Source organism: Streptomyces orinoci (genome assembly GCF_003121295.1).
Lineage (GTDB): Bacteria > Actinomycetota > Actinomycetes > Streptomycetales > Streptomycetaceae > Streptomyces > Streptomyces orinoci.
Window position 1 is genome coordinate 133665 of the sequence record NZ_PHNC01000035.1, and the last position, 24164, is coordinate 157828.

Sequence of the window (24164 nt, forward strand, 5' to 3'; positions counted from 1 at the left end):
CCCTCCCCCGGCCGCCGCCTCAGCCGCGCTGCGGCCCCGGCGGCTGGGCGATGCCATGGCGGAAGGCATAGCGCATGGCCTGTGTCCGGTCCCGCAAACCGGCCTTGGCGAAGAGGTTGTTGATATGCGTCTTCACCGTCGCCGTGCTCACATGCAGCCGCCGGGCGATCTCCCCATTGGACATTCCCTCGGCCACCAGGGCCAGCACCTCCGCCTCCCGGGCCGTCAGCCCGTCCGGCAGCGCCCGCGGCCCCGCCCACCCGCCGGCCCCCGCCCCGTCGGCGGCCGGCCCGGCCCCGGAGGCGAGCCGCTCCAGCAGCCTTCGCTGAACCTGCGGCGACAGCCCGGCATGTCCCGATATCACATTCCGCATCGCCTGCACGATCTCCTCCCCTCCGGCGTCCTTGGTCAGATAACCCCGCGCCCCGGCCTGCAGGGCCGGGAAGAGCGAATCGTCATCGCCGAAGGTGGTCAGCACCACGACCTGGGTGGCCGGGTACTCGGCCCGGATCCGCCGGGTCGCCTCCACCCCGTCGCACCGCGGCATCCGCAGATCCATCAGCACGATGTCCGGGGCGTGTTCCGCGACCTGCCGCACGGCCTCCAGCCCGTCTGCTGCCGAGCCGACGACCTCCACCCCGGGCAGCAGCCCCAGCAGCATCACAATGCCTTCCCGCACCACCGTCTGGTCGTCGGCAACCACCACCCGCACCGGCCGGTGCCCGTCCCCGCCCAACTCCCCGCCCTCCGAAGCCACTTCCCCGCCCCCCGCACTGTGGCTCACGCCGGCACCCGCAAACACACCACAAAACCCTCCCGATCAGGACCCGCCGGCCCCGCCTCCAGCGTGCCGCCCAGCAGTTCGGCGCGCTCCCGCATCCCCAGCAGACCGTACCCGGCGCCCGAGGACGCCAGAGCATCGATCTCCCCACGTGCCCCGCCATCGCGAACCGTCAGCTCCACCTCCCCATCCAGATAGGCGAACCTCATCTCCACCCAGGCCCCGGGCGCGTGCTTACGCACATTGGTCAGGGCCTCCTGGGCAACCCTGCGCACGGCCAGCGCTGCCTCGGCCGGCAACCGTCTTGGCTCACCGGTCACTTCCAGCCGCGCTCCCTCGGAGGCCGCGACCTCCTTGAGGAAGTCCTCCGTCTGCGCCAGCTCCCCCCGCAGCGCCGACAGCGCCTGTCTGGTCTCGGCCAGCCCCTGCCGTGCCATCACCCGGGCCGCGGTGACCCTCTCCAGGATGCGCGCCCGGTCCGCTCCGCTCTCCACCAGCAGCCGGGCCGCCTCCAGGTGGACCAGCTGGGCGGAGAGGCTGTGCGCCAGCACATCGTGGATCTCCCTGGCGATCCTGGCCCGTTCGGCCAGGGCCGCCGACTCGGCCTCCGCCCGCCGCGCGGCCCGCTCCTGGGCCAGCAGCCGGAAACCGGCTCCCCGGGCCTCGTCATCCAGCCGGAGCGAGTACCCCACCAGCAGGACCGCGGCCACCGTCCCGGCGGTCGGCAGGGGACGGTTCATGCCCACCAGGGAGTAGTAGGCGCTCATGGACACCAGCGCACCGGTCAGCCCGAAGCCCAGCGGCAGCCGTTCCACCGCGATGGCCCCGGCCACGGACCACAGCCCGGCCGCCGCCACATGCGCCCCGCCGGCCACCGCGCCGAGCCCGGTCACCACCAGCACCGCCAGCCAGCCCGCCGAAGGCAACAAGCGCTGGGCCAGCGTGGAGTGGAAGTAGCGCCACACCGCGACCGCACAGAGCAGGAACCCGGCGGTGAAGGGGAGATAGCCCCACCCGTGGACGGCCCCCTCGTGCAGCGCCCCCCAGAGGAACCCGGCGGCCAGCACGATCCGCACCACCCAGGTCAGCACCCGCCGCCGACGCGGCACCCCCACCCGGGCCAGTGCTTCCCGGGCAGGCCACTCGGTCCAGGTATCGATGGGCACGTAAGGTTCCTCCGCCGCCAGGGCACTCTCAGCCACGGACAGGGACACCGTACGCCGGACCACCCAGGTCCGCGGTCCGCCGGATCAGCAGTCCCGTCCGGGCCAGCAGCATCGCCGCCATGGTCAGCAGCACGGCTCCCGCTCCCTGGTGCACCCCGGCCAGCGTGCCCGCCCCGAACAGCCCCAGCCGCAGCGCGATCCCGCCCAGCCAGACCCCGGCCGTGGCCTTGCCGCCCCGGGCCCATATCGCCCCCGACTCGTCGGCCCATATTCGGGTGGTCCACGCCCAGGCCGCGCCCACCGCGAGCCCGCTCAGCAGGCCGCCGATCAGCAGCGCCAGGGAGGCCGTGGGGTGCGCGGAATCGATGAGACCCGGCTTGCGCAGAGCGACGAACGCCAGCACCGCCGGCAGCAGCCACCAGCGCCTGGCGTCGGCGGACAGCCGCCGCGGCCTGGACTGCCGTACCAGCAGGAAGACCACGGCCGCGATGATCACCACCGCGTCGATGGGACCGGACATCGGAGAGCCTCCGTGAAGTGCGGATCAATGACACATCCGACGTTACGGAGGGTGCGCCCGGGCCCGGATCGGCACACGGGTGGGTTCCGGGTGGAGATCCTCTCTCCACCCGGGGGTGGAGGGACTCAGGCGTCGATGCGCGAACGGTCCAGGGTGGCCGCGGAGTTGGTGATGAACTCCTTACGGGGCGCCACCTCATTGCCCATCAGCAGGTCGAAGGCCCGCTCGGCGGCCTCCAGGTCGCTGATGTTGATCCGCCGCAGGGTGCGGTGGCGCGGGTCCATCGTGGTCTCCGCGAGCTGGTCGGCGTCCATCTCGCCCAGACCCTTGTAGCGCTGGATGGAGTCCTTGTACCGGACCCCCTTGCGGTCCAGCTCCATCAGGGTCTGCCGGAGCTCGTTGTCCGAGTAGGTGTAGATGTACTTGTCCTGGCCCTTCTTGGGGTGGGTCAGCTCCACCCGGTGCAGCGGCGGCACCGCGGAGAAGACCCGGCCCTCCTCGACCATCGGCCGCATATAGCGCTGGAAGAGCGTGAGCAGCAGACACCGGATGTGCGCGCCATCGACATCGGCGTCCGCCAGGAAGATGACCTTGCCGTAGCGGGCAGCGTCGATGTCGAAGGTCCGCCCGGACCCGGCTCCTATGACCTGGATGATCGCTCCGCACTCGGCGTTCTTGAGCATGTCCGAGACCGAGGACTTCTGGACGTTGAGGATCTTGCCGCGGATGGGCAGCAGCGCCTGGAACTCGGAGTTCCGGGCGAGCTTGGCGGTGCCCAGCGCGGAGTCTCCCTCGACGATGAACAGCTCGCTGCGGTCCACGTCGTCACTGCGGCAGTCGGCCAGCTTGGCCGGCAGCGAGGAGGACTCCAGCGCCGTCTTCCGCCGCTGGGCCTCCTTGTGCTGACGGGCGGCGATACGGGTGCGGGCGGCCGCAGCGATCTTCTCCAGCACGGCCCTGGCCTGCTGCTTGGCGTCCCTCTTGGTCGAGGTCAGGAATGCCTTGAGCTCCTTGGCCACCACATTGGCCACGATCCGGGAGGCCGCCGAGGTGCCCAGCACCTCCTTGGTCTGGCCCTCGAACTGGGGCTCCGCCAGCCGGACCGTCACCACCGCGGTGAGGCCCTCCATGGCGTCGTCCTTGACGACGTCGTCCTCGGCGACCCGCAGCAGCTTGGCGGCCCGCAGCGCCTCGTTGACGGTCTTGGTGACCGACCGCTCGAATCCGGCCACATGCGTGCCGCCCTTGGGGGTGGCGATGATGTTGACGAAAGACTTCACGGTGGTGTCGTAGCCGGTGCCCCAGCGCAGCGCGATGTCCACCCCGAGCTCTCGGGTGACCTCGGTGGGGGTCATATGACCGCGGTCGTCGAGGACCGGCACGGTCTCCTTGAAGGTGCCCTGGCCGGTGAGCCGCAGCACATCGCACACGGCCTTGTCCTGCGCCAGGTACTCACAGAACTCGCTGATGCCGCCGTCGTAGCGGAAGATCTCCTCGGAGGTCTCCTCGCCATTGAGCCCCCGCTCGTCGCGGACCACGATGGTCAGCCCCGGCACCAGGAAGGCCGTCTGCCGGGCGCGCCCGTACAGGGTCTCCAGCGAGAGCCGGGCGTCCTTGAGGAAGATCTGGCGGTCCGCCCAGTAGCGCACCCGGGTGCCGGTGACCGTCTTGGCCACCTTCTTGCCCTTGAGCAGGCCGTTGGCCGGATCGAACGGGGCGTCCGGGCCGGACTCGGTGAAGATGCCGGGCACTCCGCGGCGGAAGCTGATCGAATGCGTCCGGCCGTTGCGGTCCACCTCGACGTCCAGCCGGGAGGACAGCGCATTGACCACCGAGGCGCCCACCCCGTGCAGACCGCCGGAGGCCGCGTAGGAGCCGCCGCCGAACTTGCCGCCGGCGTGCAGCTTGGTCATCACGACCTCGACGCCGGACAGCCCCGTCTTGGGCTCGACGTCCACCGGGATGCCGCGGCCGTTGTCCCGGACCTCCACCGATCCGTCGGCGTGCAGAACGACCTCGATGCGGTCGCAGTAGCCGCCCAGCGCCTCGTCCACGGAGTTGTCGATGATCTCCCAGAGGCAGTGCATCAGGCCGCGGCTGTCGGTGGAGCCGATGTACATGCCGGGCCGCTTGCGGACGGCTTCCAGTCCCTCGAGGACGAGCAGGTGCCGCGCGGTGTAGTTGGATCCGTCCCGGTCTGCCCCGGTCAGCACGGCGGTGGACGGCACGGACGTATCGGCGGTCACGCGGTTCGCTCCTCGCTGAATTTCTCGCTGGCCCGACTGCGGGCCCAATGGTTGGCTCAGTGCCGTTCAGAGGGTACCGAGGCCTGATAGAGCCTTTGTGCCGCCACCCGCGGCCACGGCCATGCTAGTCGAATATCGGTCACACGTTCGATGACTCTATGGGGTGACGTGCACATCACGTTCCCTTCGAGGCATGAACCATTTAGGCTCCGGGCACGTCCTCAAGAACAACCCGGCAAGCCAGCCGGTGGACGAAAGCCCCCAGCGACGTGAAACCGTAAGCCCCGAGCACAACGGCTCATTCGCCGCCAAACGTCAAGATCCGGCTCACTCGGAAGGAAGTTTCGAGGAAAAGCCACGAGCGGGAACGTTTTCGGCCTGGTTGGATGTTGACCCTGGTACGACAGCTCGTCGAGCTAGAGAAGAGGCGACGTGACTACTGTTCTGACCCCCGCGAGCCCGCTGACGGCCGCTGACCGCTGCGACCGGTGCGGCGCTCAGGCATACCTGCGCGTCGTTCTCATGAGTGGCGGCGAACTGCTCTTCTGCGCCCACCACGGGCGCAAGTTCGAGCCAGAACTCAAGAAGATCGCCGCGGAGATACAGGACGAGACCGAGCGGCTCACCGCCGTCCCGGCGTCCGCGTCCGACGAGGACCGCTGAGTCCGCAAGTATCGCTGACACATCGCATCCGACGACGAGCGAGGTCCGGCCGGCCAGGGCCGGGCAGCCGCGGGCGGCCGCCCCTTGAGGGAGGCCGCCCGCTCTCGTGCCCTCAGCGGCCGGGTTTCGGCGGCGCCGCCGGCGCCGGGGCCGTGGGCCTCGGCACGGGCGGTCTTACTGCGGGCGGCACTTGCGGCGGCCTGGGAGCGGGCCCGGCCGGGGCGGGCGGCCGCTGGGCAGGCTGCGCCGGAGCGGGAGCAGGCGGCCGGGCAGGCTGTGCCGGAGCCGGGGCGGGCGGTCTCGGGCCGGGCGGCACCTGCGGCGGCCTGGGAGCCTGCGCGGGCGGCATCTGGGCCGGTGGCGCCGGAGCCGGGGCGACCGCGGCGGGCGGCGCCGGAGCAGGCTGGGCAGGAACGGGCTGGGCCGGCTTGGCGAAGTCCAGGCTGTGCTCCCTGACCAGCGGCGCCATGGCCGAGATCCGGGTGTAGACGCCCGGACGGCCGGGCAGTGCACACCCGCTCCCCCAGGACACCAGCCCCACCAGCCGCCCCCGCACCACCAGCGGCCCGCCACTGTCCCCCTGACAGGCGTCCAGCCGCCCCTGCGGCCAGCCCGCGCAGAGCATGGAGTCCTTGCTGTAGACCCCCTCCGGGCCGCCCGGATAGGCCTGCTCGCACAGCTCGTCCCCCAGCACCAGCACCGGCGCCCCGTGCAGCGTCTGCGGATAGGCACCGTTGCCCGTCAGATCGCCCCATCCGTAGACGGCGGCCAGCACACCGGGTGTGTAGGCAGCGTCGCCCAGCTGCGCCATCGGCAGGGCGTACCCCTCGGCCAGCGGCTGCGCCAGGGTGATCACGGCCACATCACCGGCGTTGGTACGGGAATCGAAGCCTGGGTTGACCCAGGCGTCCCGTACCGGAATCTCCGCACCCCCGGGGCCCCTCAGATCACTCCGGCCGACGATCACCCGGAGGTCCTTGGCCTCGCTCGGCTCGACGCCCAGCGCCTCCCGGGACAGGCAGTGCGCGGCGGTGACCACGGTGACGGTGCCGACCACCACACCGCCGCAGAACTGGCCCGCCCTGATGTCGCCGAAGCGTTCCCGGCTCGCCAGGGCCACAGTCCACGGTGCGTCAGAAATCCTCACCACCTGCCCGCCGACCACCGCCCGGTCGTCGGCCGTCGCCGGACCGGGAACCGCCAGCAGCAGCACGATCAGCCCGGCCAACGAGTAGCTCAACGCGGAGCGCATACGGTCTCCTGACGGTCTGAATGCTCTTGCCTACCCAGCGTCAACCCGAAGACCGGCCAGCGCATCCGGAAGATGCGTTTGGGCCCGGCCCCTCCGAGGAGAGACCGGGCCCAGACGGTGTGATCAGTTGGCCGGAACTAGTCCAAGTAGTCCCGGAGTACCTGGGAACGCGACGGGTGACGAAGCTTGGACATCGTCTTCGACTCGATCTGGCGGATGCGCTCACGCGTCACCCCATAGACCTTGCCGATCTCGTCGAGGGTCTTGGGCTGACCATCGGTCAGACCGAACCGCATGGAGACCACGCCCGCCTCACGCTCGCTGAGCGTGTCCAGGACCGAGTGCAGCTGCTCCTGGAGCAGGGTGAAGCTCACCGCGTCGGCCGGCACGACCGCCTCGGAGTCCTCGATGAGGTCACCGAACTCGCTGTCGCCGTCCTCGCCCAGCGGGGTGTGCAGCGAGATCGGCTCACGCCCGTACTTCTGGACCTCGATGACCTTCTCCGGGGTCATGTCGAGCTCCTTGGCCAGCTCCTCCGGGGTGGGCTCACGGCCCAGGTCCTGGAGCATCTGGCGCTGGACGCGCGCCAGCTTGTTGATGACCTCGACCATGTGCACCGGGATACGGATGGTGCGGGCCTGGTCGGCCATGGCGCGGGTGATCGCCTGGCGGATCCACCATGTCGCGTAGGTGGAGAACTTGTAGCCCTTGGTGTAGTCGAACTTCTCGACGGCACGGATCAGACCGAGATTGCCCTCCTGGATCAGGTCCAGGAAGAGCATGCCGCGGCCGGTGTAGCGCTTGGCCAGCGAGACCACCAGCCGGAGGTTGGCCTCCAGCAGGTGGTTCTTGGCCCGGCGGCCGTCCTCGGCGATGATCTCCAGCTCGCGCTTGAGCTTGGGGGCCAGCTTGTCGGCATTGGCGAGCTTGTCCTCGGCGAACAGGCCGGCCTCGATGCGCTTGGCGAGCTCGACCTCCTGCTCGGCGTTGAGCAGCGGGACCTTGCCGATCTGCTTGAGGTAGTCCTTGACCGGGTCGGCGGTGGCACCGGCCACCGCGACCTGCTGCGCGGGGGCGTCGTCCTCGTCCTCGTCGGACAGGACGAAGCCCTTGCTCTCGCCGGTCTCGTCCTCGTCGTCACCCTTGCCGGGAGTGGGGGTCTCGTCGACGAGCTCGTCCTCGAGGAGTTCGTCGGCGTCCTTCTTGGCGGCGGCCTTCTTGGTCGTCGTCTTCTTGGCGGTGGTCTTCTTCGCCACCGTCTTCTTGGCGGCCGTCTTCTTGGCGGCGGCCTTCTTGGCGGGAGTCACGGCTTCCTCACCCCCGTCGTCCCCGTATCCACCGGACTGGGCGGAGGCGGGGGACGCGGCGGACGCCGTGGCCGCGGCGGACCGGGACGTGGCCGTCTTGGAGGAAACGGCCTTGGTGGCGGTGCGCTTCGCCGGGCTCTTCGCTGCGACGCTCTTGCGGGTGCGCTTGGGCGCCTCTGCGGCACTGACCATCAGCGTCACACCCTCCTCGTCGAGGACCTGGTTGAGGCTGCGCAGAACATTCTTCCACTGGGTTGGCGGAATCTGGTCAGCCTCGAAGGCCCGACGCACGTCGTCGCCGGCGATCTGCCCCTCGGCCTTTCCCTGCTCGATGAGCGCCATCAGAGACTCGGATTCGGCGATCTCCGGCGGGAGCGTACGGGATGTGCTGGCCGACACGAACAACCTCTCGGAACGATGGAAACGGCTTCCGGCTCCGTCCGCGGCGGACTGGAGCCGACGACCGCCGGCAGGGATGAACCGACGGCGCGGGCAATGGTGCGGTGCAACACAGCGCCTCAAACGAGGCTTGTATTCCCTCCGCGGCCACCACCTCTTTAGTCATCGCGCAGCCTCAAGGAGCGTTACGCCCAATCCCCGTGGCCCGAGTCACACCGCATAACGGCCTGAAAGGCCACTGAACTGGACAGATCGCCGCGAGGCTCATTGGCCGCGGGCATCACCTGAGGCTGTTCATCCGGCCCGCGCGCACGGCCGTACGCGGGAGCCGGATGAACAGCCCCGCGCGTACCGTCCCGTCCGTCCGGCCCGATCGCCGCGGTCAGTGCTCGCGCGGCGCGGGCACCACCCGCTCGACCTCCGGGTGGGACACGAGGAGTTGACGCATCGCGGCCTCCGCGCCGGCGGCGTCCCCGGCGCCCACGGCGTCCACGATGCGCAGGTGGTGACCCACCCCGGCCTCGGTGGGCCGGTCACAGCCCCCGGTGGCGGCGCCGGAGACGTGCAGGGCGGCGGAGACGATGCCGGAGAGGTGCTCCAGCATGCGGTTTCCCGCCACCTGAAGCAGCAGGGTGTGGAACTCGGTGTCGGCCCGGGAGAAGGTGAGCGAGTCACCCTGGGCGAGGGCGTGCCCCATGATCTCGGCCATGTCGGCCAGGCGCTGCTGGACCTCCTCGCGGCCGTGGCCGGCGGCCAGCCGGGCGGCCAGCGGCTCGATGATCCAGCGCAGTTCGCACAGCTCGCGTCGCTGGTCGTCACGCTGGGGACCGAAGGCCCGCCACTCGATGATGTCGGGGTCGAGGAGGTTCCAGTCGCTGACCGGACGGACTCGGGTGCCGACGTTCGGCCGGGCGCTGACCAGGCCCTTGGCCTCGAGGACGCGCAGGGATTCGCGGACGACGGTGCGGGAGACTTCGAAGCGCTGGCCGATCTCCTCGGGGACCAGCGGGCGGTCGGCGCCCAGATCGCCGGAGACGATCATCTGCCCCAGCTGCTGCACGAGTTGGCCGTGCAGGCCCCGGCCGCGGCTTCCGGCGGCGCGGCGCCCGGCCCGGCCCAGCTCGGCCTCGCCTTCCCAGGCGGTTACGGAGCCGCGGTCCACCCCGGTGGCATCCGCATAGGGGTAACGGTCAAGCTCGCCCGGGCCCGAAAGGCCGGAGTCGGCGGGGCGAGCCGCGGTCATCATGGTGTGCGCAAGGGTACTCACGCTTCCTTTGTCGGCGACGGGTGGAAGCGCCTTGAGGTCTTTGGTGAAAAGCACACGAAAGGGTGATCGCCCATTACCTCACAATTGACGCCCAAACGGACACATGGGGGCACGCTCCGGGGTGGCTCGAATACGGAGAGCAACCAAGGTGGCGGCGGTGAACCGGGCAGCCGGGGACGCCGGCCGGATATCCACTGATCTTGAGCGGCATCCCTTGGGCTCCTTCCTTCTCTCTGTTCACGCTGCGTTGACCGGTCGTGGCCGGCTCCCGGGTCCGGCCCAATAGCACAGCTCTCAGCGTGGGCGGCCCCTGAGGACCGTGAGCACATAGGCCCCGAGCAGCCCGGTGAGTGCCAACACCAGGGCCCAGCCGATGGGTTGGGACAGCAGCCGCAGCGCGGCCGAGAGGCCCTGGTCCAGCCCGGCGGGCCACTGCAGCAGGACCGTGGAGCGCAGCCGCTCCGGGAGGCCGATCAGGGACCGGGCCGCGGGCCGGGCGAAGAGCGCGCCGAGCAGCGGCACCGCCAGGGTGGGCACCGCGAGCACCGAGAGCAGCCCCAGGACGGTGGAACGGAACAGCCCCGCGGCGGACAGACCGGCCCAGGCGCAGCCCAGGTTGAGGGCGATCCAGCCGGTGAGCGCCACGGCGGGGGCGCCGGGCAGCGCGATGGCGGAGTTCCCGAACAGCAGCCAGCCCGCCAGGGCGTCGAGGGCGACCGTGACCAGGGCGAGCAGGACCGCCGCGGTACCGGTGACGACGATCTTGGCGCCGAGCAGCGCCAGGCGGCGGCCGGCGGTACCGCCGTCAGGAGCGAGGGCCGGGTAGCGGAACTCCTGGCCGAAGGCCAGCGCCCCGAGCAGACCCGCCCCGAAAGCGGCGGGGGGCAGCGGCAGCCGGGCGGGCCAGGCCGTCAGGATGCCGGTGGGCGGGGCGCCGAAGCGGGCCAGCGGCACGGCGGTGAGCAGGGAAGCCGCGAGGGTGGCGGTGATCACCAGCCAGGGCGTCCGCACCCCGGCGGTCCGGCGCACTTCGTACAGCAGCGGCCACACCGGGTTGGGCATGGCCAGGGGTGAGTGCACCTCGCCCTGGGGCGCGGGGGGCGGGGGCTCGGGGGGCTCGCCGGGGGCCGGGCCGCTGTCGCCGGTCTCCTCCGTCAGCCGGTGCACCAGGATGCCGTGCCGGAAGGCGGCCTCCCCCACGGCGGCGCAGCTGCTGCCGTAGATGAAGAGCCGGCTGCCGCCGTCCTGGACCACCTCCGCGGGCGGCGCGTCCGGAGCCGGAGGCTCCTGGGACAGGAGGTGGGCGAGGCGGCCGGCGTAGGGGGACTGGACCACAATCCGGGGCCGCATCCGGGCGGCGGTGAAGTCGGTGGCGCTCTGGTCGGCGAGGAGGCGGCCCTGGCCGATGGTGACCACCCGGTCGGCGATGCGCGCCGCCTCCTTGGGTGCCCGGGAGGTGGTCAGGACGGTCCCGCCATGGGCCGCGAAGCCGCGCAGCAGGCCGTACAGCCAGGAGGTCTCCCGGGGCGACAGCTCATGGGCGGGCTCGTCGAGCACCAGGGTGTGCGGGTCGCCGAGCAGGGCCGCGGCCATCCCCAGCCGGCGGTCCATCCCCCGCGAGAAGTCCCCCAGGCGCTGCTCGGCCAGCCCGGCGAGGCCGACGACCTCCAGCACCTCGTCCACCCGCTTCAACGGCACTCCGGCGGCCGCGGCGAGCATGCGCAGGTGGTTGCGGGCGGTACGGGCGGGGTGGCCGGGTACGTCGCCGAGGAGGACGCCGATCTCGCGGGCCGGGTGCTGGATGCGGTCCAGGGGACGGCCCCGGAAGAGGGCGACGCCGCGTCCGGGGTCGCGGCGCAGCAGCAGGCGCAGGGCGCTGGTCTTGCCCGCCCCGGGCTCACCCAGCAGCACGGTGATGCGTCCGGGGCGGGCTTCGAAGGTGAGGTCGGCGACGGCGAGGGGCTGGTTCCGGCGGGGAGCGCTGGTCAGTCCGATGGCCTGGATCATGGGTTCACTCGCGGGACGTGAGACGGCCCTGCGCTTGGGCGTCGGCGGGCGGATGCGGGGCGTTTCGCGCAGCACCGTAACCCGATATGTCCTATTTGCTGCGGAGCGCAGCCGCTTCCGGCCCGTGTCACCTCCGGTCGGCGGACCGCTACTCCGCCGACCGGCCCCGGCGGCTCGCCTCAGGCCTCCGGGCGGAGCATGGGCGGGTTGAGGAGGGTGGCGCCACCGGCCCGGAAGAGCTGTGCCGGACGGCCGCCCTGACGCGTGGTGGTGCCTCCGGTGGGCACCAGGAAGCCCGGGGTGCCGGTGACCTTGCGGTGGAAGTTGCGCGGGTCCAGGGCGACCCCCCAGACGGCTTCGTAGACCCGGCGCAGCTCGCCGACGGTGAACTCCTGGGGGCAGAAGGCGGTGGCGAGCGAGGAGTACTCGATCTTGGAGCGGGCGCGCTCCACTCCGTCGGCGAGGATGCGGGCGTGGTCGAAGGCGAGCGGGGCGGTGTGCTCGCCCTCCCGTTCGTCGAGCAGCTCGTTCACCGGGGCCCAGCGGACGCTGTGCGCGTCGCCGCCGGCCCGCGGGGCGGGCAGGTCGGGGGCCAGGGCGAGGTGCGCCACGCTCACCACCCGCATCCGGGGATCGCGCTTGGGATCACCGTAGGTGGCGAGCTGTTCCAGGTGGGCGGCGTTGGCCGGCGCCGGGCCGGTCTGGTCCTGGACGTGCAGTCCGGTCTCCTCGGCCAGCTCCCGGGCCGCCGCGGTGGCCAGGTCCTCGTCCCCTCGCACAAAACCGCCGGGCAGCGCCCACCGGCCTTGGAAGGGGGGCTCACCGCGGCGCACGGCCAGCGCGCACAGCGCATGACGGCGCACGGTGAGCACGACCAGGTCGACGGTGACGGCGAAGGGCGGGAAGGCCGACGGGTCGTAGGGCATGACGCGATCATAGTCGTCTGCCTGACGATAAACAGGCTCTTGACCACGGACGATCCCCATAACCGGCGGACCGGCGCACTGCTCGGCGCGCACTGTCTCTCACACCCCCAATTGCAGGCCGTCGGCGGCCTCCTCGACCATGCCCAGCCCCAGCCTGCTGACCCGCACCGAGAACGGCTGCTCGGCGACGCGCAGGCCGGTGAACCGCAACGCGCCCAGCGGAGCGCTGCGCGGGGGGCGGACGGTCACGCTGCGCGCCGGTACATCCGGCCGTACGCCGGCGAAGGCGACCAGCGCCTGGACCGCGCCGGCCGCGGCTACGGCGGCGGGGCGGCAGGCCGCCGGGTGGGGCAGCGGAAGGCTGCCGGTGCTGCGCTGCTCGCCCGCGTACATCTCCGGCAGCCGGTGGCCGAAGGCCTTGGCGGCGTCCAGCATTCCCCTGGCCAGAGCACCCGCCTCCGCCTCGTAACCGGCGGCGGCCAGGCCCGCCACGGCCACGGCGGTCTCATGCACCCGCACCGCGCCGCCTCGGTGGCCGAAGGGGTTGTATCCCGGCTCTTTGGCACCGAGGCTGCGCAGGCCCCAGCCGCAGTCCAGGGCCGGGCCGCCGAGGAGCCTGGCCAGCTGTTCGGTCTGCACCTTGTCCAGCAGCCCGGGGGCATGGGCACCGGCGCCGAGCAGTCCGGTGTCCAGCAGGTGAGCGGCGGTGCTGCCCAGGTGCGGTATGCGGCGGCCGTCGGGGGTCAGCGCCGCCAGCGGCCGTCCGCCGGAGCGGTCCTCGGCCCAGAAGTCCGCCCGGAACCGGTGGCGGAGGGCGGCCGCCCACTCCCGCCACTCCTCGGCACCGGGCCGTCCACAGGCCGCCAGGAGGTCGGCACCCAGCAGCGCGGCGCGATGGGCGTGTGCCTGCACCTCACAGCGATAGGGGCCGCCCGGGAAGGGGTCGGCGAGATAGCCGCGGCGTCCGACGGCCGCCCGCAGCCAGCCAAGACAGCGTTCGGCGGCGGGCAGGAGGGCCTGTGTCTCCTGCTCGGGCAGGCCCCACCGCCTCGCCTCGGCCAGCACCACCGGAAACAGCAGGGTGGCCTCCACGCCCGTGCAGCCGGGCGGCAGGTGCGGGCCGGACCGGCGCAGTGCGCCGGGGATGCGGCCGTGGTCGGGGCCGGGCCCGGACACCTGGGCGCGGGCCAGGGCACGCAAGGTGCCTCCCGCCAGCCGGACGCCCAGCGGGAGGGTCATCCGGGCCGTCCACAGGGCCTCGGCGGGCGCGGGGCGGCCGCACCGCCAGGGCACCCCGGCGGCGGCCAGGAGTTCCTGGTTTCCGGTGTCCCTGACCAGCAGCGAGCGCAGATCGTCCAGGCCGGTCGCCAGCAGCGCCGCCACCCCTGGATCGTCCCCTTCGGCCCGTACCTCGTCCCACAGGGTGCCGGAGCGGCCGCGGGCGGCGGGCTCCGGCGGCCGGGGGCGGCCCGGGGCCTCCGGCCGTACGCGCAGCTCGATGGTCCGGGAGCCGCCGGGCGGCAGCCGTATCTCCCAGCAGAGCAGCCCGGCCGAGGCCAGGACGTCCTCCGCCGGGGGGTCCGCGGTGAGCACCGCGTGCAGCCCGGGGGCCGGCCAGCGCAGGCCGGAGCCGTGCACCGCGGCCGGGATCTCCGGGCCCGGCCGCCCGGCCGCCACCGCGCCCAGTTCCGCCAGATCGGTGCCCAGGGCGACCTCGACCGGCAGCCGCAGTTCACGGACGGCGGCGTTGTGCACGGTGATCCGCTCGACGCCCTCCGCATCGCGCAGCCGCTCCACGGTGACCACCGGGTCGGGTCCCTCCTCGGTGGGGATGCGCACGGTGCCCATGAACCGTGCCCGGGCCGCGTCCAGCAGCCGCCCCTGCACCGGGACCGGTTCGGCCTCCGCCACCCGCACCCGGCACCGGGCCAGCAGCCGCCGCCCGTCGCGGTAGAAACCGTCGAGCCCCTGCCCGGTGAGCTGTCCGTGTTCGGCGGAGACCGCCAGGGCGGGCAGCGCCACACAGACCAGCGCCTGGTGCACCGGCTGCGGCCCGGGCGCCCGGACGGGCCCGGCCCCGGCGGCCCGGGGGGCCGGCGGGCGGAGCACCGGACGGGGCTGGGCTGCGGTGTCACGCACTTCTCTGCGCTCCCTGCGGACAGCTGGAACAGGACGGTCGATCGCGGCCGAGGGGGCCACTCAGGTGAACGGCGGCGGCCCGGCCGAGGTCACGCCGACCGGGCGCGCGCCCCGGATCAGCGCCGGTCACGCAACCCCCGCCGGCCGGTGTGCCGCCTCGAACGCGGCTTTCCGGCAGGCCGGTTGACGGCTTCCGGAGCGGTGGGACCACCTGGCGCTCCGCCCTTCGCGCGCCGGGCCGCCGGCTTCGGGGGCAGCGGCGCCGGCGGCGTGTGCCCGGCGGTGCCCTCGGCCGGCGGCCCGCCCGCCGTGCCGGAAGTGCCGGAAGTGCCGGGTGAACCGGCGGGCCCGGCCCGGCCCGGACGGTCCCGGCGCAGGCAGCGCCGCAGGCGCTCGGGATCCATGCCCTCGTTGCACGCCTGGTGCAGGAGGCGGGCGAAGAGATAGTGCGGGTCGGCGCTCAGCGCCAGCCCCAGGGCGACCCTGGCCTCGGCGATGCCGCCGGTGGACCAGGCGACCCAGCCGGCCAGGGCCAGCGGGGCGGCGGCGTGTTCGGTGTACGGCGGGACGCAGCGCCGGGCCAGTGCCCGCCACAGGCGCAGTACGGCGCCCGCCCGCGGCCCCTCCATCCAGGCCGCGGCGTCGTCCCGGGTGGCGCGGTCCTGCAGGCCGGTCAGGATGGCCGCCGCCTCCGCGTCGGTGACCAGCCCGTCGTCCCGGGCGTCCTGATCGGCCGGGCCGGCCGCCGCCGGGGCCTGGTGCAGCCGCCGGACCAGCTGATCCGCCAGTTCGAGCGTTTCCCGCCGCACGGTGTCGGCGCCCGGGCCGCTCAGGATGCGCGGGACCAGCTCGGCGGAGGCCGTGTCGAGCGCCCGCCGCTGGGCCTCGGCCCGGCCGCCGCCGGGCGGTGCGAACCGGGCTTCCAGCTGGCGCAGCGATCCCACGACCTGGACTCCGGCGTAGGCGGCCGCCGCGGCCATCACCGAGGTGCCCGGGATGGCCAGCGGCGTGCCTTCCGGGGGACAGCAGCGGGCGTCCGAGCAGCAGTAGGACCAGAAGCGGCCGCCGGAGACGCACAGCGCCTCGAAGACCGGGACGTCCAGCCCGCCGCAGGCCAGCCGCAGGGCCTGGGCCAGGGGGCGCAGGGCCTCCATCACCTCGCGGCCGGTCCCGTCCGCCGCGGGGTCCCGGCACAGATACAGGACGACGCCGTCGGGCCGGGTGCCTCGCCTGGTGCAGCCGGCGACCAGGGTCTCGGCGAGCTGTTCGCCCAGCGACGGCCATTCCTCGGGGTCGGCGGGGATGCCGGTGCGCAGGCGGCCGCCGAAGCGCCCGCGGTCACCGTGCAGAGCGATCATGACGATCGAGTCATCGGGGTGGTACCCCAGCAAGTAGGGCAGGGCATCGGCCAGTTCGGCCGGGCTGCGCAGGGTGACATGACTTCCGTCGGCCGCTTCCCGGCCGGAGGACGGGTGGGACGGACGGGCGGGTTCCTCGTGATTGACCATGGCCCGAGAGTCCCGCGGCTCCGGCCGGCTCCGCCAGCCCTGTGGATACGCCGCATATTGTCCTACCGGGATTGTGGACAACGTTCGCGCCTTGTCAGTGGTCTCGTGTTGCATGGGGGCATGACCAACGAAGCCCTCCGCACCTCGGCCGACGCCGTCCTCGCCCGGCTGGTGGCCGACCCCACCGGCACGGCCCGGCTGCGCACCGACCAGTGGCGCGCCATCGAGGCCCTGGTGGCCGACCGCCGCCGGGCCCTGGTGGTGCAGCGCACCGGCTGGGGCAAGTCCGCGGTGTACTTCGTGGCCACCGCGCTGCTGCGGGAGCGCGGCAGCGGCCCCACCGTGATCGTCTCTCCGCTGCTGGCGCTGATGCGCAACCAGGTGGAGGCCGCCGCCCGGGCCGGCATCCGGGCCCGGACGATCAACTCCTCCAATACCGAGGAGTGGGAAACGGTGCAGTCGGAGATCTCGGCCGGCGAGGTCGATGTGCTGCTGGTCAGCCCCGAGCGGCTGAACAACCCGGACTTCCGCGACCAGGTGCTGCCCAAACTCGCCGCCTCCACCGGCCTGTTGGTGGTGGACGAGGCCCACTGCATCTCCGACTGGGGCCATGACTTCCGGCCCGACTACCGCCGGCTGCGCACCATGCTGTCCGAACTGCCGCCCGGAGTCCCCGTGCTGGCGACCACCGCCACCGCCAACGCCCGGGTGACCGCCGATGTGGCCGAGCAGCTGGGCACGGGCGAGGGCGGCGGGCAGGCCCTGGTGCTGCGCGGGCCGCTGGACCGGGAGAGCCTGCGGCTGGGCGTTCTGCAACTGCCCGACGCCGCCCACCGGTTGGCCTGGCTCGCCGACCACCTGGCGGAGCTGCCGGGCTCCGGCATCGTCTACACCCTGACCGTCGCCGCCGCCGAGGAGGTCACGGCCTTCCTGCGCCACCGGGGGCACACGGTGGCCTCCTACACCGGGAAGACCGAGAACGCCGACCGCAGACAGGCCGAGGAGGATCTGCTGGCCAACCGGGTCAAGGCGCTGGTGGCCACCTCCGCCCTGGGCATGGGGTTCGACAAGCCGGACCTGGGCTTTGTGGTCCACCTGGGCTCCCCCTCCTCCCCCATCTCCTACTACCAGCAGGTCGGCCGGGCGGGGCGCGGGGTGCGCAATGCCGAGGTGCTGCTGCTGCCCGGCCGGGAGGACGAGGCGATCTGGTCCTACTTCGCCTCGCTGGCCTTCCCTCCCGAGGAACAGGTGCGCCGCACCCTCCAGGTGCTGTCCGCCGCCGGGCGCCCGGTCTCGCTGCCCGCCCTGGAGCCCCAGGTGGAACTGCGCCGCTCCCGGCTGGAGACCATGCTCAAGGTCCTGGACGTGGACGGCGCCGTGCGCCGGGAGCGCGGCGGCTGGACGGCCACCGGACAGCCCTGGTCCTATGACGGCGAGCGCTACGCCCGGGTGGCCCGGCAGCGCGAGGCGGAACAGCGGGCGATGCGGGAGTACGCCACCACCACCGGCTGCCGTATGGAGTTCCTGCGCCGGCAGCTGGACGACGAACAGGCGGCCCCCTGCGGCCGCTGCGACAACTGCGCGGGCCCCCGGTTCACCCCGGAGATCTCCGAAGCGGCGCTGACCGCCGCCCGGGGCGAACTTGGCCGGCCGGGAACGGAGGTGGAGCCCCGCCGGATGTGGCCCACCGGAATGCCCTCGGTGGGCGTCGCCCTCAAGGGCCGTATCCCCGCCGAGGAACAGGCCGGGCCGGGGCGCGCCCTGGGGCGGCTCTCGGACATCGGCTGGGGCAACCGGCTGCGGCCACTGCTGGCGCCCCAGGCACCGGACGGGCCGGTTCCGGCCGATGTCGCCGACGCGGTGGTCACGGTGCTCGCCGACTGGGCGCGCGGGCCGGGCGGTTGGGCGTCCGGCGAGCCAACCGCCCCCGCCCGCCCGGCCGGTGTGGTGACCATCGCCTCCCGGACGCGGCCACGGCTGGTGAACTCCCTGGGCGAACACATCGCCACAGTGGGCCGTATACCGCTGCTCGGCACGGTCGCCTACCGGGAGGGGGCGGCGGACACCCGGATCTCCCGCACCAACAGCGCCCAGCGGCTGATGGCGCTGGAAGGGGTGCTCACCGTGCCGCCGGCACTCGCCCGGGCGCTGTCCTCGGCGGACGGCCCGGTGCTGCTGGTGGACGACTTCACCGATACCGGCTGGACGCTCGCGGTGGCGGCCCGGCTGCTGCGCCGGTCGGGGGCGAAGGGGGTGCTGCCGATGGTCCTGGCCGTGCAGGGCTGAGGGCGCTGGGCCGGCAGCCGGAGCGGCGGACAGGAAGGTGCGGGGAAAGGCGGAGCGGAGGCGTGGCGGCGACGGCGGAAGGCGCGATACCGGTCACTGGCGTCAATTGATCGTTGCCGCAGCGTAGTCGGCGCCGCGAGAATTGAACCGGCTCCCCGTTCCCGCCCGTTGGCCCTCCTGGGGCGTGGTCCCGGTATGCCCTCACTGACGCCGGCCCCGGACCGTGGGCACGCAGACGAAGGGACAATCATGGCCTTCGGCTTGGCTCCGCCCCCGTCCGCCCAATCCGCCGCTCCCACCGGCCGGTTGCTGGAACCGGCGGAGTGGGCCAGGGCCGGGATCCCGCTGCTGCGCAACCCCCGGGAGGTGGTGACCGGACTGCACGCCCGCCATCTGCCCACGCCCTTGACCGCCGTGGTCGCCGTGCTCGACCCGGAGGAACGGCTGGTGGCCAGCGCCTCCTTCGGGTACCGCGACGCCGGCGCCGACGGCTGGCAGCGCCGCAACGCGCTGCTCGGCCAACTGCGCCGGGTGATCCCTCACGATCTGCGCAGACGCACCCCGGTGCGGACCGCGGTGCTGCTCTACTGCCGCCAGGGCGAGGCCCATTGGACCCCGGAGGACGGCGCCTGGATGTGGGGGCTGCGCGACGCCTGCATCCTGCACGGGCTGCGCTGCGGCGCGTACATCACCCTGACCGAGACGGGCTGGCATGTCCTCGGCGAGGGCCGCAGCGGGCGGCAGCCGCGCTCGGCCTCGCCGGTGAGCATGCCGCTGTGCCCCGGCACGGCACTGTCCGACGCCCTCCCGGCGGCCCGGTGAGCGGCGCGGTCAACGCCGCCCGGGCCCGGCCGCCGGCATACGGCGCACCGCCCGGGGTTCCGCCCCGGGTCCCGGCGGGCCTGCTCCGGACGGAGCGGACCGCGGCCGGGGCAGGGCGTCAGACGCCCGCCGACAGAAGGCCGTTGACCCGCTGCGGATCGCCACAGACGATCAGCAGCGCGCCGGCCAGGCCCAGGGCGGCGGGCAGGGCCTTGGTCACCGAGGCGTCGTCGCCGCCGTTGACGGCGACCACCACGACCGGGCGGCGGGTGACCCGTCCGGCGTCCGCGGCCGCGTAGAAGACGTCATCGGCGGCCTCGTGCTGCGCCCAGTAGGACGCCTCGCCGAAGGAGAGTTCATGCGCCGCCCATGGGTGGGGGGCGCCGGTGGTGAGCACCAGGATCTCGCCCGGCGCTCGGCCGGTGTCGAGCAACAGGTCTACGGCTTCGTCCGCGGCGTCCAGCGCACCCTCCGCGGAGGCGGGTATCAGCTGGATCTGCGGAGTGGCCGGGGCGGCCTGGGCCGGGGCACGGCGCGGTCCGGGGTTGCCGGGCCGCATCGGTGCCGGACGGGGGCCGGGACCGGGAACGGGGCGGGGGGTCGGCGCGGTGCGGCCGGCGGCCGGAACAACGCGGGGACCCGGGACACTCTCGTGAATCTGAGGCTCCTCGGGGATGAGAGGCATGAGTTGATGTCTATCAAACGCCGGTGCGATTCGCATCGGCGGGTGGCCCATCGCGGGATCAGAACTCGAAGCCGAGCTGACCACTCGCTTCCAGGGCGTTCCTGCCACGGATATCCGGGTCCTCACCACTAGCGGGAGTGATTCGAACCCGCTTCAAATGCTGCCACTTGGGCAGCGCGTCCAGATAGGCCCAGGACAGCCGGTGATGCGGGGTCGGACCCAGCCGGTCCAGGGCCTCGCGGTGCACCGGCGAGGGATATCCGGCGTTGTCGCAGAAGCCGAAGTCCGCGTGGTCCAGGCCCAGTTCGGCCATCATGGCGTCCCGGCGCACCTTGGCGATCACCGAGGCGGCCGCGACCGCCACGGAGGACTGGTCCCCCTTGATCACCGTACGGACCCGCCAGGGGGCGCCCAGGTAGTCGTGCTTGCCGTCCAGGATGACGGCGTCCGGCCGCACCGGAAGCCCCTCCAGAGCACGGCACGCGGCCAGCCGGAGCGCCGCCGTCATCCCTAGCTCGTCGATCTCCTCCGGCAGCGAGTGCCCCAGGGCGTAGCAGGTCACCCAGGACTCCAGCTCGACGGCGAGCGCGGTGCGCCGCTTGGGAGTCAGCAGCTTGGAGTCGGTGAGACCCTCCGGCGGCCGGCGCAGTCCGGTGACGGCCGCGCACACGGTGACCGGTCCCGCCCAGGCACCGCGGCCCACCTCGTCGACACCGGCGACGATCTTGGCTCCGGTAGTCGCTCGAAGCGAGCGCTCGGCGCTGTGGGTGGGCGGTTGGTAGGCCATGGCGCCAGCAAGGTTACGCCCCCGCGGCATCCGGCGTGGCTCCGGGGGCCCCTTCGCCCGAAGGCCGTCCGGAGGGCATCCCGGAGCGGTCCGGGATCGGTCAGGGATCGGTCCGGGACGCATCCCGGAGGCCGTCCGGGAGGCATCCCCAGGACGATCCGGCACACCGGGCCGGTGGCCGCCCCCGGGGTCTCCCGGAGCCATCGTTTCCGGGCGCCCCGGGTCAGCGGGGGGCGCTCGGAAGCCAGCCGGGAAGCGCTTCGGTGGCGGCGAGCCAGTCGCCCGGCGGCGCGCCCCGCCCGGTGGCCGCGACCACCCCGCCGACGATGGCGCAGGTGGTGTCCACATCCCCGCCGGCCTGCGCGGTGGTCCAGAACGCCGCCTGGAAGGAGTCCAGATGCCGGGCGGCGGCCCACAGGGCGAAGGGCACGGTGTCCATGGCACTGGTGCGCCGGCCGCAGCCCAGGACAGCCGCCACGGTGGTGGTGTCCGCGTAGTCCAGCATGTCGCGGGCCCGGCGCAGGGCGGCCTGCACGGCGCTGCGCGGCACCAGGCCGATCACCCCGTCCAGCAGCGCCTCGGGCTTGGGCGGGCCGTCCGCAGCAGCGGCGAGAGCCGCCGCGGCGGCCACGGCCATGGCGCCGGCCACCGCCTCACGGTGCTGGTGGGTGGTGTAGGCGGAGATCTCCGCCTGGTGGGTGGCCTGCTCGGGGTCGTCCGCGTACCAGGCGCCCAGCGGGGCGATGCGCATGGCCGCGCCATTGCCCCAGGAGCCCTGCCCCTTGAACAGGGCGGCCGCCAGCTCCCGCCAGTCACCGCCCTCCCGGATCAGCCGGAGCATCCGGTTGACCGCCGGTCCGTACCCCCGGTCGAAGTCATGGTGCTCGGCGAAGGACCGGGCCAGGGCGTCCTGATCCACGCGTCCGTGCCCGGCGAGGACGGCCAGCACCGAGCAGGCCATCTCGGTGTCGTCGGTCCACCGCCAGGGGGCCTGGGGCGTCTGACGGCGCTTGAGCAGCGGGTAGTTGGCGGGTACGAAGAACTGGGAGCCGAGGGCGTCACCTACGGCCAGCCCGCGCAGGGAGGCCAGGGCCCGGTGGAATCGGTCAGCGGTCATCGCAGCGAACTCTAACCGCTGTAGCCATAGGACTCCGGGGTGCACCAGCGCTCAAAGGGGCGGTCCAGGTGATAGCGGCCGTCCAGTCCCAGCAGCAGGGCGCGCATCTCGCCATTGCCGGGGTTGGACAGGCTCTCGAACTCGGCCACCGTCCAGTGCAGCCAGCGCATACAGAACAGCCGCATGGTCAGTCCATGGGTGACCAGCAGGACGTTCGGCGGATGCGCCGGGTCCTCGAAGCTGCGCCACAGGCTCTCCAGGAAGGCGCCCACCCGGTCATAGACATCGGCCCCCGACTCACCCTGGGCGAAGCGGTAGAAGAAGTGGCCGTAGGCGTCCCGGTAGGCCTTCTGCCGGCGGACGTCCTCGGGGTCCTGCCAGTTGCCCCAGTCCTGCTCGCGCAGCCGGGGCTCCTCGCGCACCCTGACCCGGCGGGGGTCGAGCCCCAGGGCCTGGAAGGTCTGGTGGGTGCGGCGGTAGGGGGAGACATAGGCGGAGATCTGCTCGTCCCCGAAGAGCTCGCGCAGCCTGGCCCCGGCCTCCTCGGCCTGCCGGCGTCCCTTGGCGGTCAGGCTCAGGGCATGGTCGGGCTCCCGCTCGTAGACCGAGTCGTCGATGTTGCCCACCGACTCTCCGTGCCGCAGGAGGACGATGCGCCGGGGCCGTGCCATGCCGCCACCCTAATTCGAACATCACCCGGAGGCGAAGTGATGTCCGCACCGCACCGGCCCCCGGGCCGGGACCCGGCCCCGGCCTGACCCGTACCGGCGGGCCCGGCCGCCGCTCAGACCGTCCAGGAGGGTTCTATCCGCACCACATCGCCGCTGATCGCCGCGACATCCGCCTCGGTCTGCGCGCGCAGCGCCAGCCGCTCCACCCGGTCCGCGCGGTACTTGCCGTGCTCGGCCTCGGAGTTCCACATGGACAGCACCAGGAACTCCGGGCCGGGCGCCTCACCGAAGACCCCGCGCAGCATGCCCGGCGAGCCCGCCATGGCCGGGTTCCACACCTTCTCCTGCATCAGGGTGAAGTGCTCCACCCGGTCCGCGCGGACCTTGCAGTGTGCGAACCGCACCAGGTCGGCGTCGGTGAACTGGGGCCGGAAGCCCACCTTCACATCGAGGCGGTGCTCGAACAGCCGCACCTGGACATCCTTGTAGGTGCCGGCCTGGGCGGCGGCCAGTCTGTCGTGCGACCGCGCCATGAAGGAGTCGTAAAAGGCCCGGCTCTCCCAGAAGTTGAACAGATGGGCCACTCCGGGACGCCCCCGGCTCCAGCCGCCCCCCTGCCCCCGGAACCCCGGCTCACCCAGCAACCCCGCCCATTTCCGCTGCCCCCGTTCGAAACCGCGGCGGTCCACCACGGTGCAGCGAATCCACTTGACCAGCACCGGGCCATGGTACGGCGGGGAAGGTGGCGCGCATCACGTAACGACGGAGCACACCCGTACGAGCGTCTCGGCATCGGCGTCGTCCAGCTCGATCAGGAACTGCGACCGCAGCACCTCGCGCAACTCACCGCCGCCGACGTCCCGTTGCTCACGGCTGCCGTCGGAGCGCGTCACCTTCAGGGCCCGGCCCACCAGCGACCGGCGTACGCCCTCCTCGGTGCGCTGCACCAGCAAGCGGGAGACGAAGGGCGAGCCGGCATGGGTGGAGGTGTAGTGGTTCATCACCGCATAGTCGACCGGAAGGCGACGTTCCGGACCAATGGCATAGAGGTCCGACCAGCCTTCGGGGCGCAGGGTACGCAGCACCCGCACTCCATGGCGCCGCGTTTCGACCGCAAAGCTCCGGCCGTCCTGAGGGACCGGGCCGGCCGGCCGGAGGGGAAGGGGGTCCAGCAGGCCGTCCCCGCCGAAGCCCACATCGCACAGCCAGTCCTGTCCGCCCGCATGGACCCCCAGCGCCATATGCGTCACCGGCGCCACCCCGCCGTCGTCCCTGCTCACCCGGGCAGCCAGACCCCAGACGGCAAAGCCGAGGCGCTCCAGCACCGCCGCCAGCAGGAGATTGTGCTCAAAGCAGTAGCCGCCGCGCCGCCGGTCCACCAGCTTCTCCTGGAGGGCCTTGATGTCCAGCAACACCGGCCGGCCCAGCAGGATTTCCAGGTTCTCGAACGGGAACGCCGCCAGATGAGCACGGTGGATCATCCGCAGTGTCCCCGGGTCCGGTCCGCCGGCCCGGCCCAGACCGATGCGCCCGAGATAGGCGTCCAGGTCCAACTTGTCGCCGCTGAAGGGGAATTCACTCATCCAGGCCGCCCTTCCAAAGACGGGTGAACGAT

At 72.8% G+C, this 24164-nt stretch carries 20 protein-coding genes; 3 read left to right on the forward strand and 17 right to left on the reverse strand.

What is annotated here, in order from left to right; translation table 11 throughout:
- Positions 1 to 19: 19 nt before the first annotated feature.
- The 4 genes from CV755_RS31870 to CV755_RS31885 form a co-directional block, all read right to left on the reverse strand.
- Positions 20 to 736, reverse strand: coding sequence for a response regulator transcription factor (locus tag CV755_RS31870; RefSeq protein ID WP_109284150.1), 717 nt, complete (start codon positions 734 to 736; stop codon positions 20 to 22).
- A gap of 44 nt (positions 737 to 780) precedes the next feature.
- On the reverse strand, positions 781 to 1947 hold the full coding sequence (locus CV755_RS31875) for a sensor histidine kinase (protein WP_109284152.1): 1167 nt from the start codon (positions 1945 to 1947) through the stop codon (positions 781 to 783).
- A 28-nt stretch (positions 1948 to 1975) separates the two neighbouring features.
- Complete coding sequence (locus tag CV755_RS31880; RefSeq protein ID WP_109284154.1) at positions 1976 to 2467, reverse strand: DUF1453 domain-containing protein; 492 nt, start codon at positions 2465 to 2467, stop codon at positions 1976 to 1978.
- A gap of 125 nt (positions 2468 to 2592) precedes the next feature.
- Positions 2593 to 4713 carry a DNA gyrase/topoisomerase IV subunit B gene (locus CV755_RS31885; RefSeq protein WP_109284156.1) on the reverse strand — a complete coding sequence of 707 codons (2121 nt, stop codon included), beginning with the start codon at positions 4711 to 4713 and terminating at the stop codon, positions 2593 to 2595.
- A gap of 432 nt (positions 4714 to 5145) precedes the next feature.
- Here CV755_RS31885 and CV755_RS31890 point away from each other — a divergent pair, with 432 nt between their 5' ends.
- Positions 5146 to 5376, forward strand: a complete 231-nt coding sequence (locus CV755_RS31890; RefSeq protein ID WP_071961820.1) for a DUF7455 domain-containing protein — start codon at positions 5146 to 5148, stop codon at positions 5374 to 5376.
- Between the two features lie 112 nt (positions 5377 to 5488).
- On the opposite strand, the gene CV755_RS31895 is transcribed toward CV755_RS31890, so the two are convergent.
- From CV755_RS31895 to CV755_RS31925, 7 genes are all read right to left on the reverse strand, one after another.
- On the reverse strand, positions 5489 to 6628 hold the full coding sequence (locus CV755_RS31895) for a S1 family peptidase (RefSeq protein ID WP_338323728.1): 1140 nt from the start codon (positions 6626 to 6628) through the stop codon (positions 5489 to 5491).
- Between the two features lie 137 nt (positions 6629 to 6765).
- A complete protein-coding gene (locus CV755_RS31900; RefSeq protein WP_193553523.1) occupies positions 6766 to 8334 on the reverse strand; it encodes an RNA polymerase sigma factor in 1569 nt (522 codons plus the stop codon).
- Between the two features lie 382 nt (positions 8335 to 8716).
- Positions 8717 to 9655: a FadR/GntR family transcriptional regulator gene (locus CV755_RS31905; protein ID WP_109284161.1), complete on the reverse strand. Its 939-nt coding sequence runs from the start codon at positions 9653 to 9655 to the stop codon at positions 8717 to 8719.
- A gap of 240 nt (positions 9656 to 9895) precedes the next feature.
- Positions 9896 to 11608, reverse strand: a complete 1713-nt coding sequence (locus CV755_RS31910; protein ID WP_109284162.1) for an ATP-binding cassette domain-containing protein — start codon at positions 11606 to 11608, stop codon at positions 9896 to 9898.
- Between the two features lie 179 nt (positions 11609 to 11787).
- Entirely contained in the window at positions 11788 to 12534 is a 747-nt protein-coding gene (locus CV755_RS31915; RefSeq protein ID WP_109284164.1) for an NUDIX hydrolase, read from the reverse strand.
- 99 nt (positions 12535 to 12633) lie between these two features.
- The gene (locus tag CV755_RS31920; RefSeq protein ID WP_109284166.1) at positions 12634 to 14673 is read right to left on the reverse strand and encodes a glycogen debranching N-terminal domain-containing protein; all 2040 of its coding nucleotides are present in this window, start codon (positions 14671 to 14673) and stop codon (positions 12634 to 12636) included.
- Positions 14674 to 14789: 116 nt separating this feature from the next.
- Positions 14790 to 16181 (reverse strand): DUF4192 domain-containing protein, encoded by a 1392-nt coding sequence (locus CV755_RS31925; protein ID WP_109284168.1) that lies wholly within the window; start codon positions 16179 to 16181, stop codon positions 14790 to 14792.
- Between the two features lie 120 nt (positions 16182 to 16301).
- On the opposite strand from CV755_RS31925, the gene CV755_RS31930 reads away from it, so the two are divergent.
- Both CV755_RS31930 and CV755_RS31935 read left to right on the forward strand, forming a co-directional pair.
- Positions 16302 to 18467 (forward strand): RecQ family ATP-dependent DNA helicase, encoded by a 2166-nt coding sequence (locus CV755_RS31930; RefSeq protein WP_109284170.1) that lies wholly within the window; start codon positions 16302 to 16304, stop codon positions 18465 to 18467.
- A gap of 249 nt (positions 18468 to 18716) precedes the next feature.
- Positions 18717 to 19289 (forward strand): hypothetical protein, encoded by a 573-nt coding sequence (locus CV755_RS31935; RefSeq protein WP_109284172.1) that lies wholly within the window; start codon positions 18717 to 18719, stop codon positions 19287 to 19289.
- A 118-nt stretch (positions 19290 to 19407) separates the two neighbouring features.
- Here CV755_RS31935 and CV755_RS31940 read toward each other — a convergent pair whose 3' ends face one another.
- From CV755_RS31940 to CV755_RS31965, 6 genes are all read right to left on the reverse strand, one after another.
- Positions 19408 to 19974, reverse strand: coding sequence for a hypothetical protein (locus tag CV755_RS31940; protein ID WP_109284174.1), 567 nt, complete (start codon positions 19972 to 19974; stop codon positions 19408 to 19410).
- A 58-nt stretch (positions 19975 to 20032) separates the two neighbouring features.
- Complete coding sequence (locus tag CV755_RS31945) at positions 20033 to 20761, reverse strand: ribonuclease HII (protein ID WP_109284176.1); 729 nt, start codon at positions 20759 to 20761, stop codon at positions 20033 to 20035.
- Positions 20762 to 20984: 223 nt separating this feature from the next.
- On the reverse strand, positions 20985 to 21878 hold the full coding sequence (locus CV755_RS31950) for an ADP-ribosylglycohydrolase family protein (protein WP_109284177.1): 894 nt from the start codon (positions 21876 to 21878) through the stop codon (positions 20985 to 20987).
- An 11-nt stretch (positions 21879 to 21889) separates the two neighbouring features.
- Positions 21890 to 22549: a histidine phosphatase family protein gene (locus CV755_RS31955; protein ID WP_109284179.1), complete on the reverse strand. Its 660-nt coding sequence runs from the start codon at positions 22547 to 22549 to the stop codon at positions 21890 to 21892.
- 113 nt (positions 22550 to 22662) lie between these two features.
- Positions 22663 to 23268: a YdbC family protein gene (locus CV755_RS31960; RefSeq protein WP_109284181.1), complete on the reverse strand. Its 606-nt coding sequence runs from the start codon at positions 23266 to 23268 to the stop codon at positions 22663 to 22665.
- Between the two features lie 33 nt (positions 23269 to 23301).
- Positions 23302 to 24132, reverse strand: a complete 831-nt coding sequence (locus CV755_RS31965; protein ID WP_109284183.1) for an arylamine N-acetyltransferase family protein — start codon at positions 24130 to 24132, stop codon at positions 23302 to 23304.
- Positions 24133 to 24164: the final 32 nt, after the last annotated feature.

Coding starts and splice junctions, on each gene's coding strand:
- CV755_RS31880 (WP_109284154.1), bottom strand. CDS start 2,467: ATGTCCGGTCCCATCGACGCGGTGGTGATCATCGCGGCCGTGGTCTTC.
- CV755_RS31895 (WP_338323728.1), bottom strand. CDS start 6,628: ATGCGCTCCGCGTTGAGCTACTCGTTGGCCGGGCTGATCGTGCTGCTG.
- CV755_RS31910 (WP_109284162.1), bottom strand. CDS start 11,608: ATGATCCAGGCCATCGGACTGACCAGCGCTCCCCGCCGGAACCAGCCC.
- CV755_RS31915 (WP_109284164.1), bottom strand. CDS start 12,534: ATGCCCTACGACCCGTCGGCCTTCCCGCCCTTCGCCGTCACCGTCGAC.
- CV755_RS31925 (WP_109284168.1), bottom strand. CDS start 16,181: ATGGTCAATCACGAGGAACCCGCCCGTCCGTCCCACCCGTCCTCCGGC.
- CV755_RS31930 (WP_109284170.1), top strand. CDS start 16,302: ATGACCAACGAAGCCCTCCGCACCTCGGCCGACGCCGTCCTCGCCCGG.
- CV755_RS31935 (WP_109284172.1), top strand. CDS start 18,717: ATGGCCTTCGGCTTGGCTCCGCCCCCGTCCGCCCAATCCGCCGCTCCC.
- CV755_RS31940 (WP_109284174.1), bottom strand. CDS start 19,974: ATGCCTCTCATCCCCGAGGAGCCTCAGATTCACGAGAGTGTCCCGGGT.
- CV755_RS31945 (WP_109284176.1), bottom strand. CDS start 20,761: ATGGCCTACCAACCGCCCACCCACAGCGCCGAGCGCTCGCTTCGAGCG.
- CV755_RS31950 (WP_109284177.1), bottom strand. CDS start 21,878: ATGACCGCTGACCGATTCCACCGGGCCCTGGCCTCCCTGCGCGGGCTG.
- CV755_RS31955 (WP_109284179.1), bottom strand. CDS start 22,549: ATGGCACGGCCCCGGCGCATCGTCCTCCTGCGGCACGGAGAGTCGGTG.
- CV755_RS31965 (WP_109284183.1), bottom strand. CDS start 24,132: ATGAGTGAATTCCCCTTCAGCGGCGACAAGTTGGACCTGGACGCCTAT.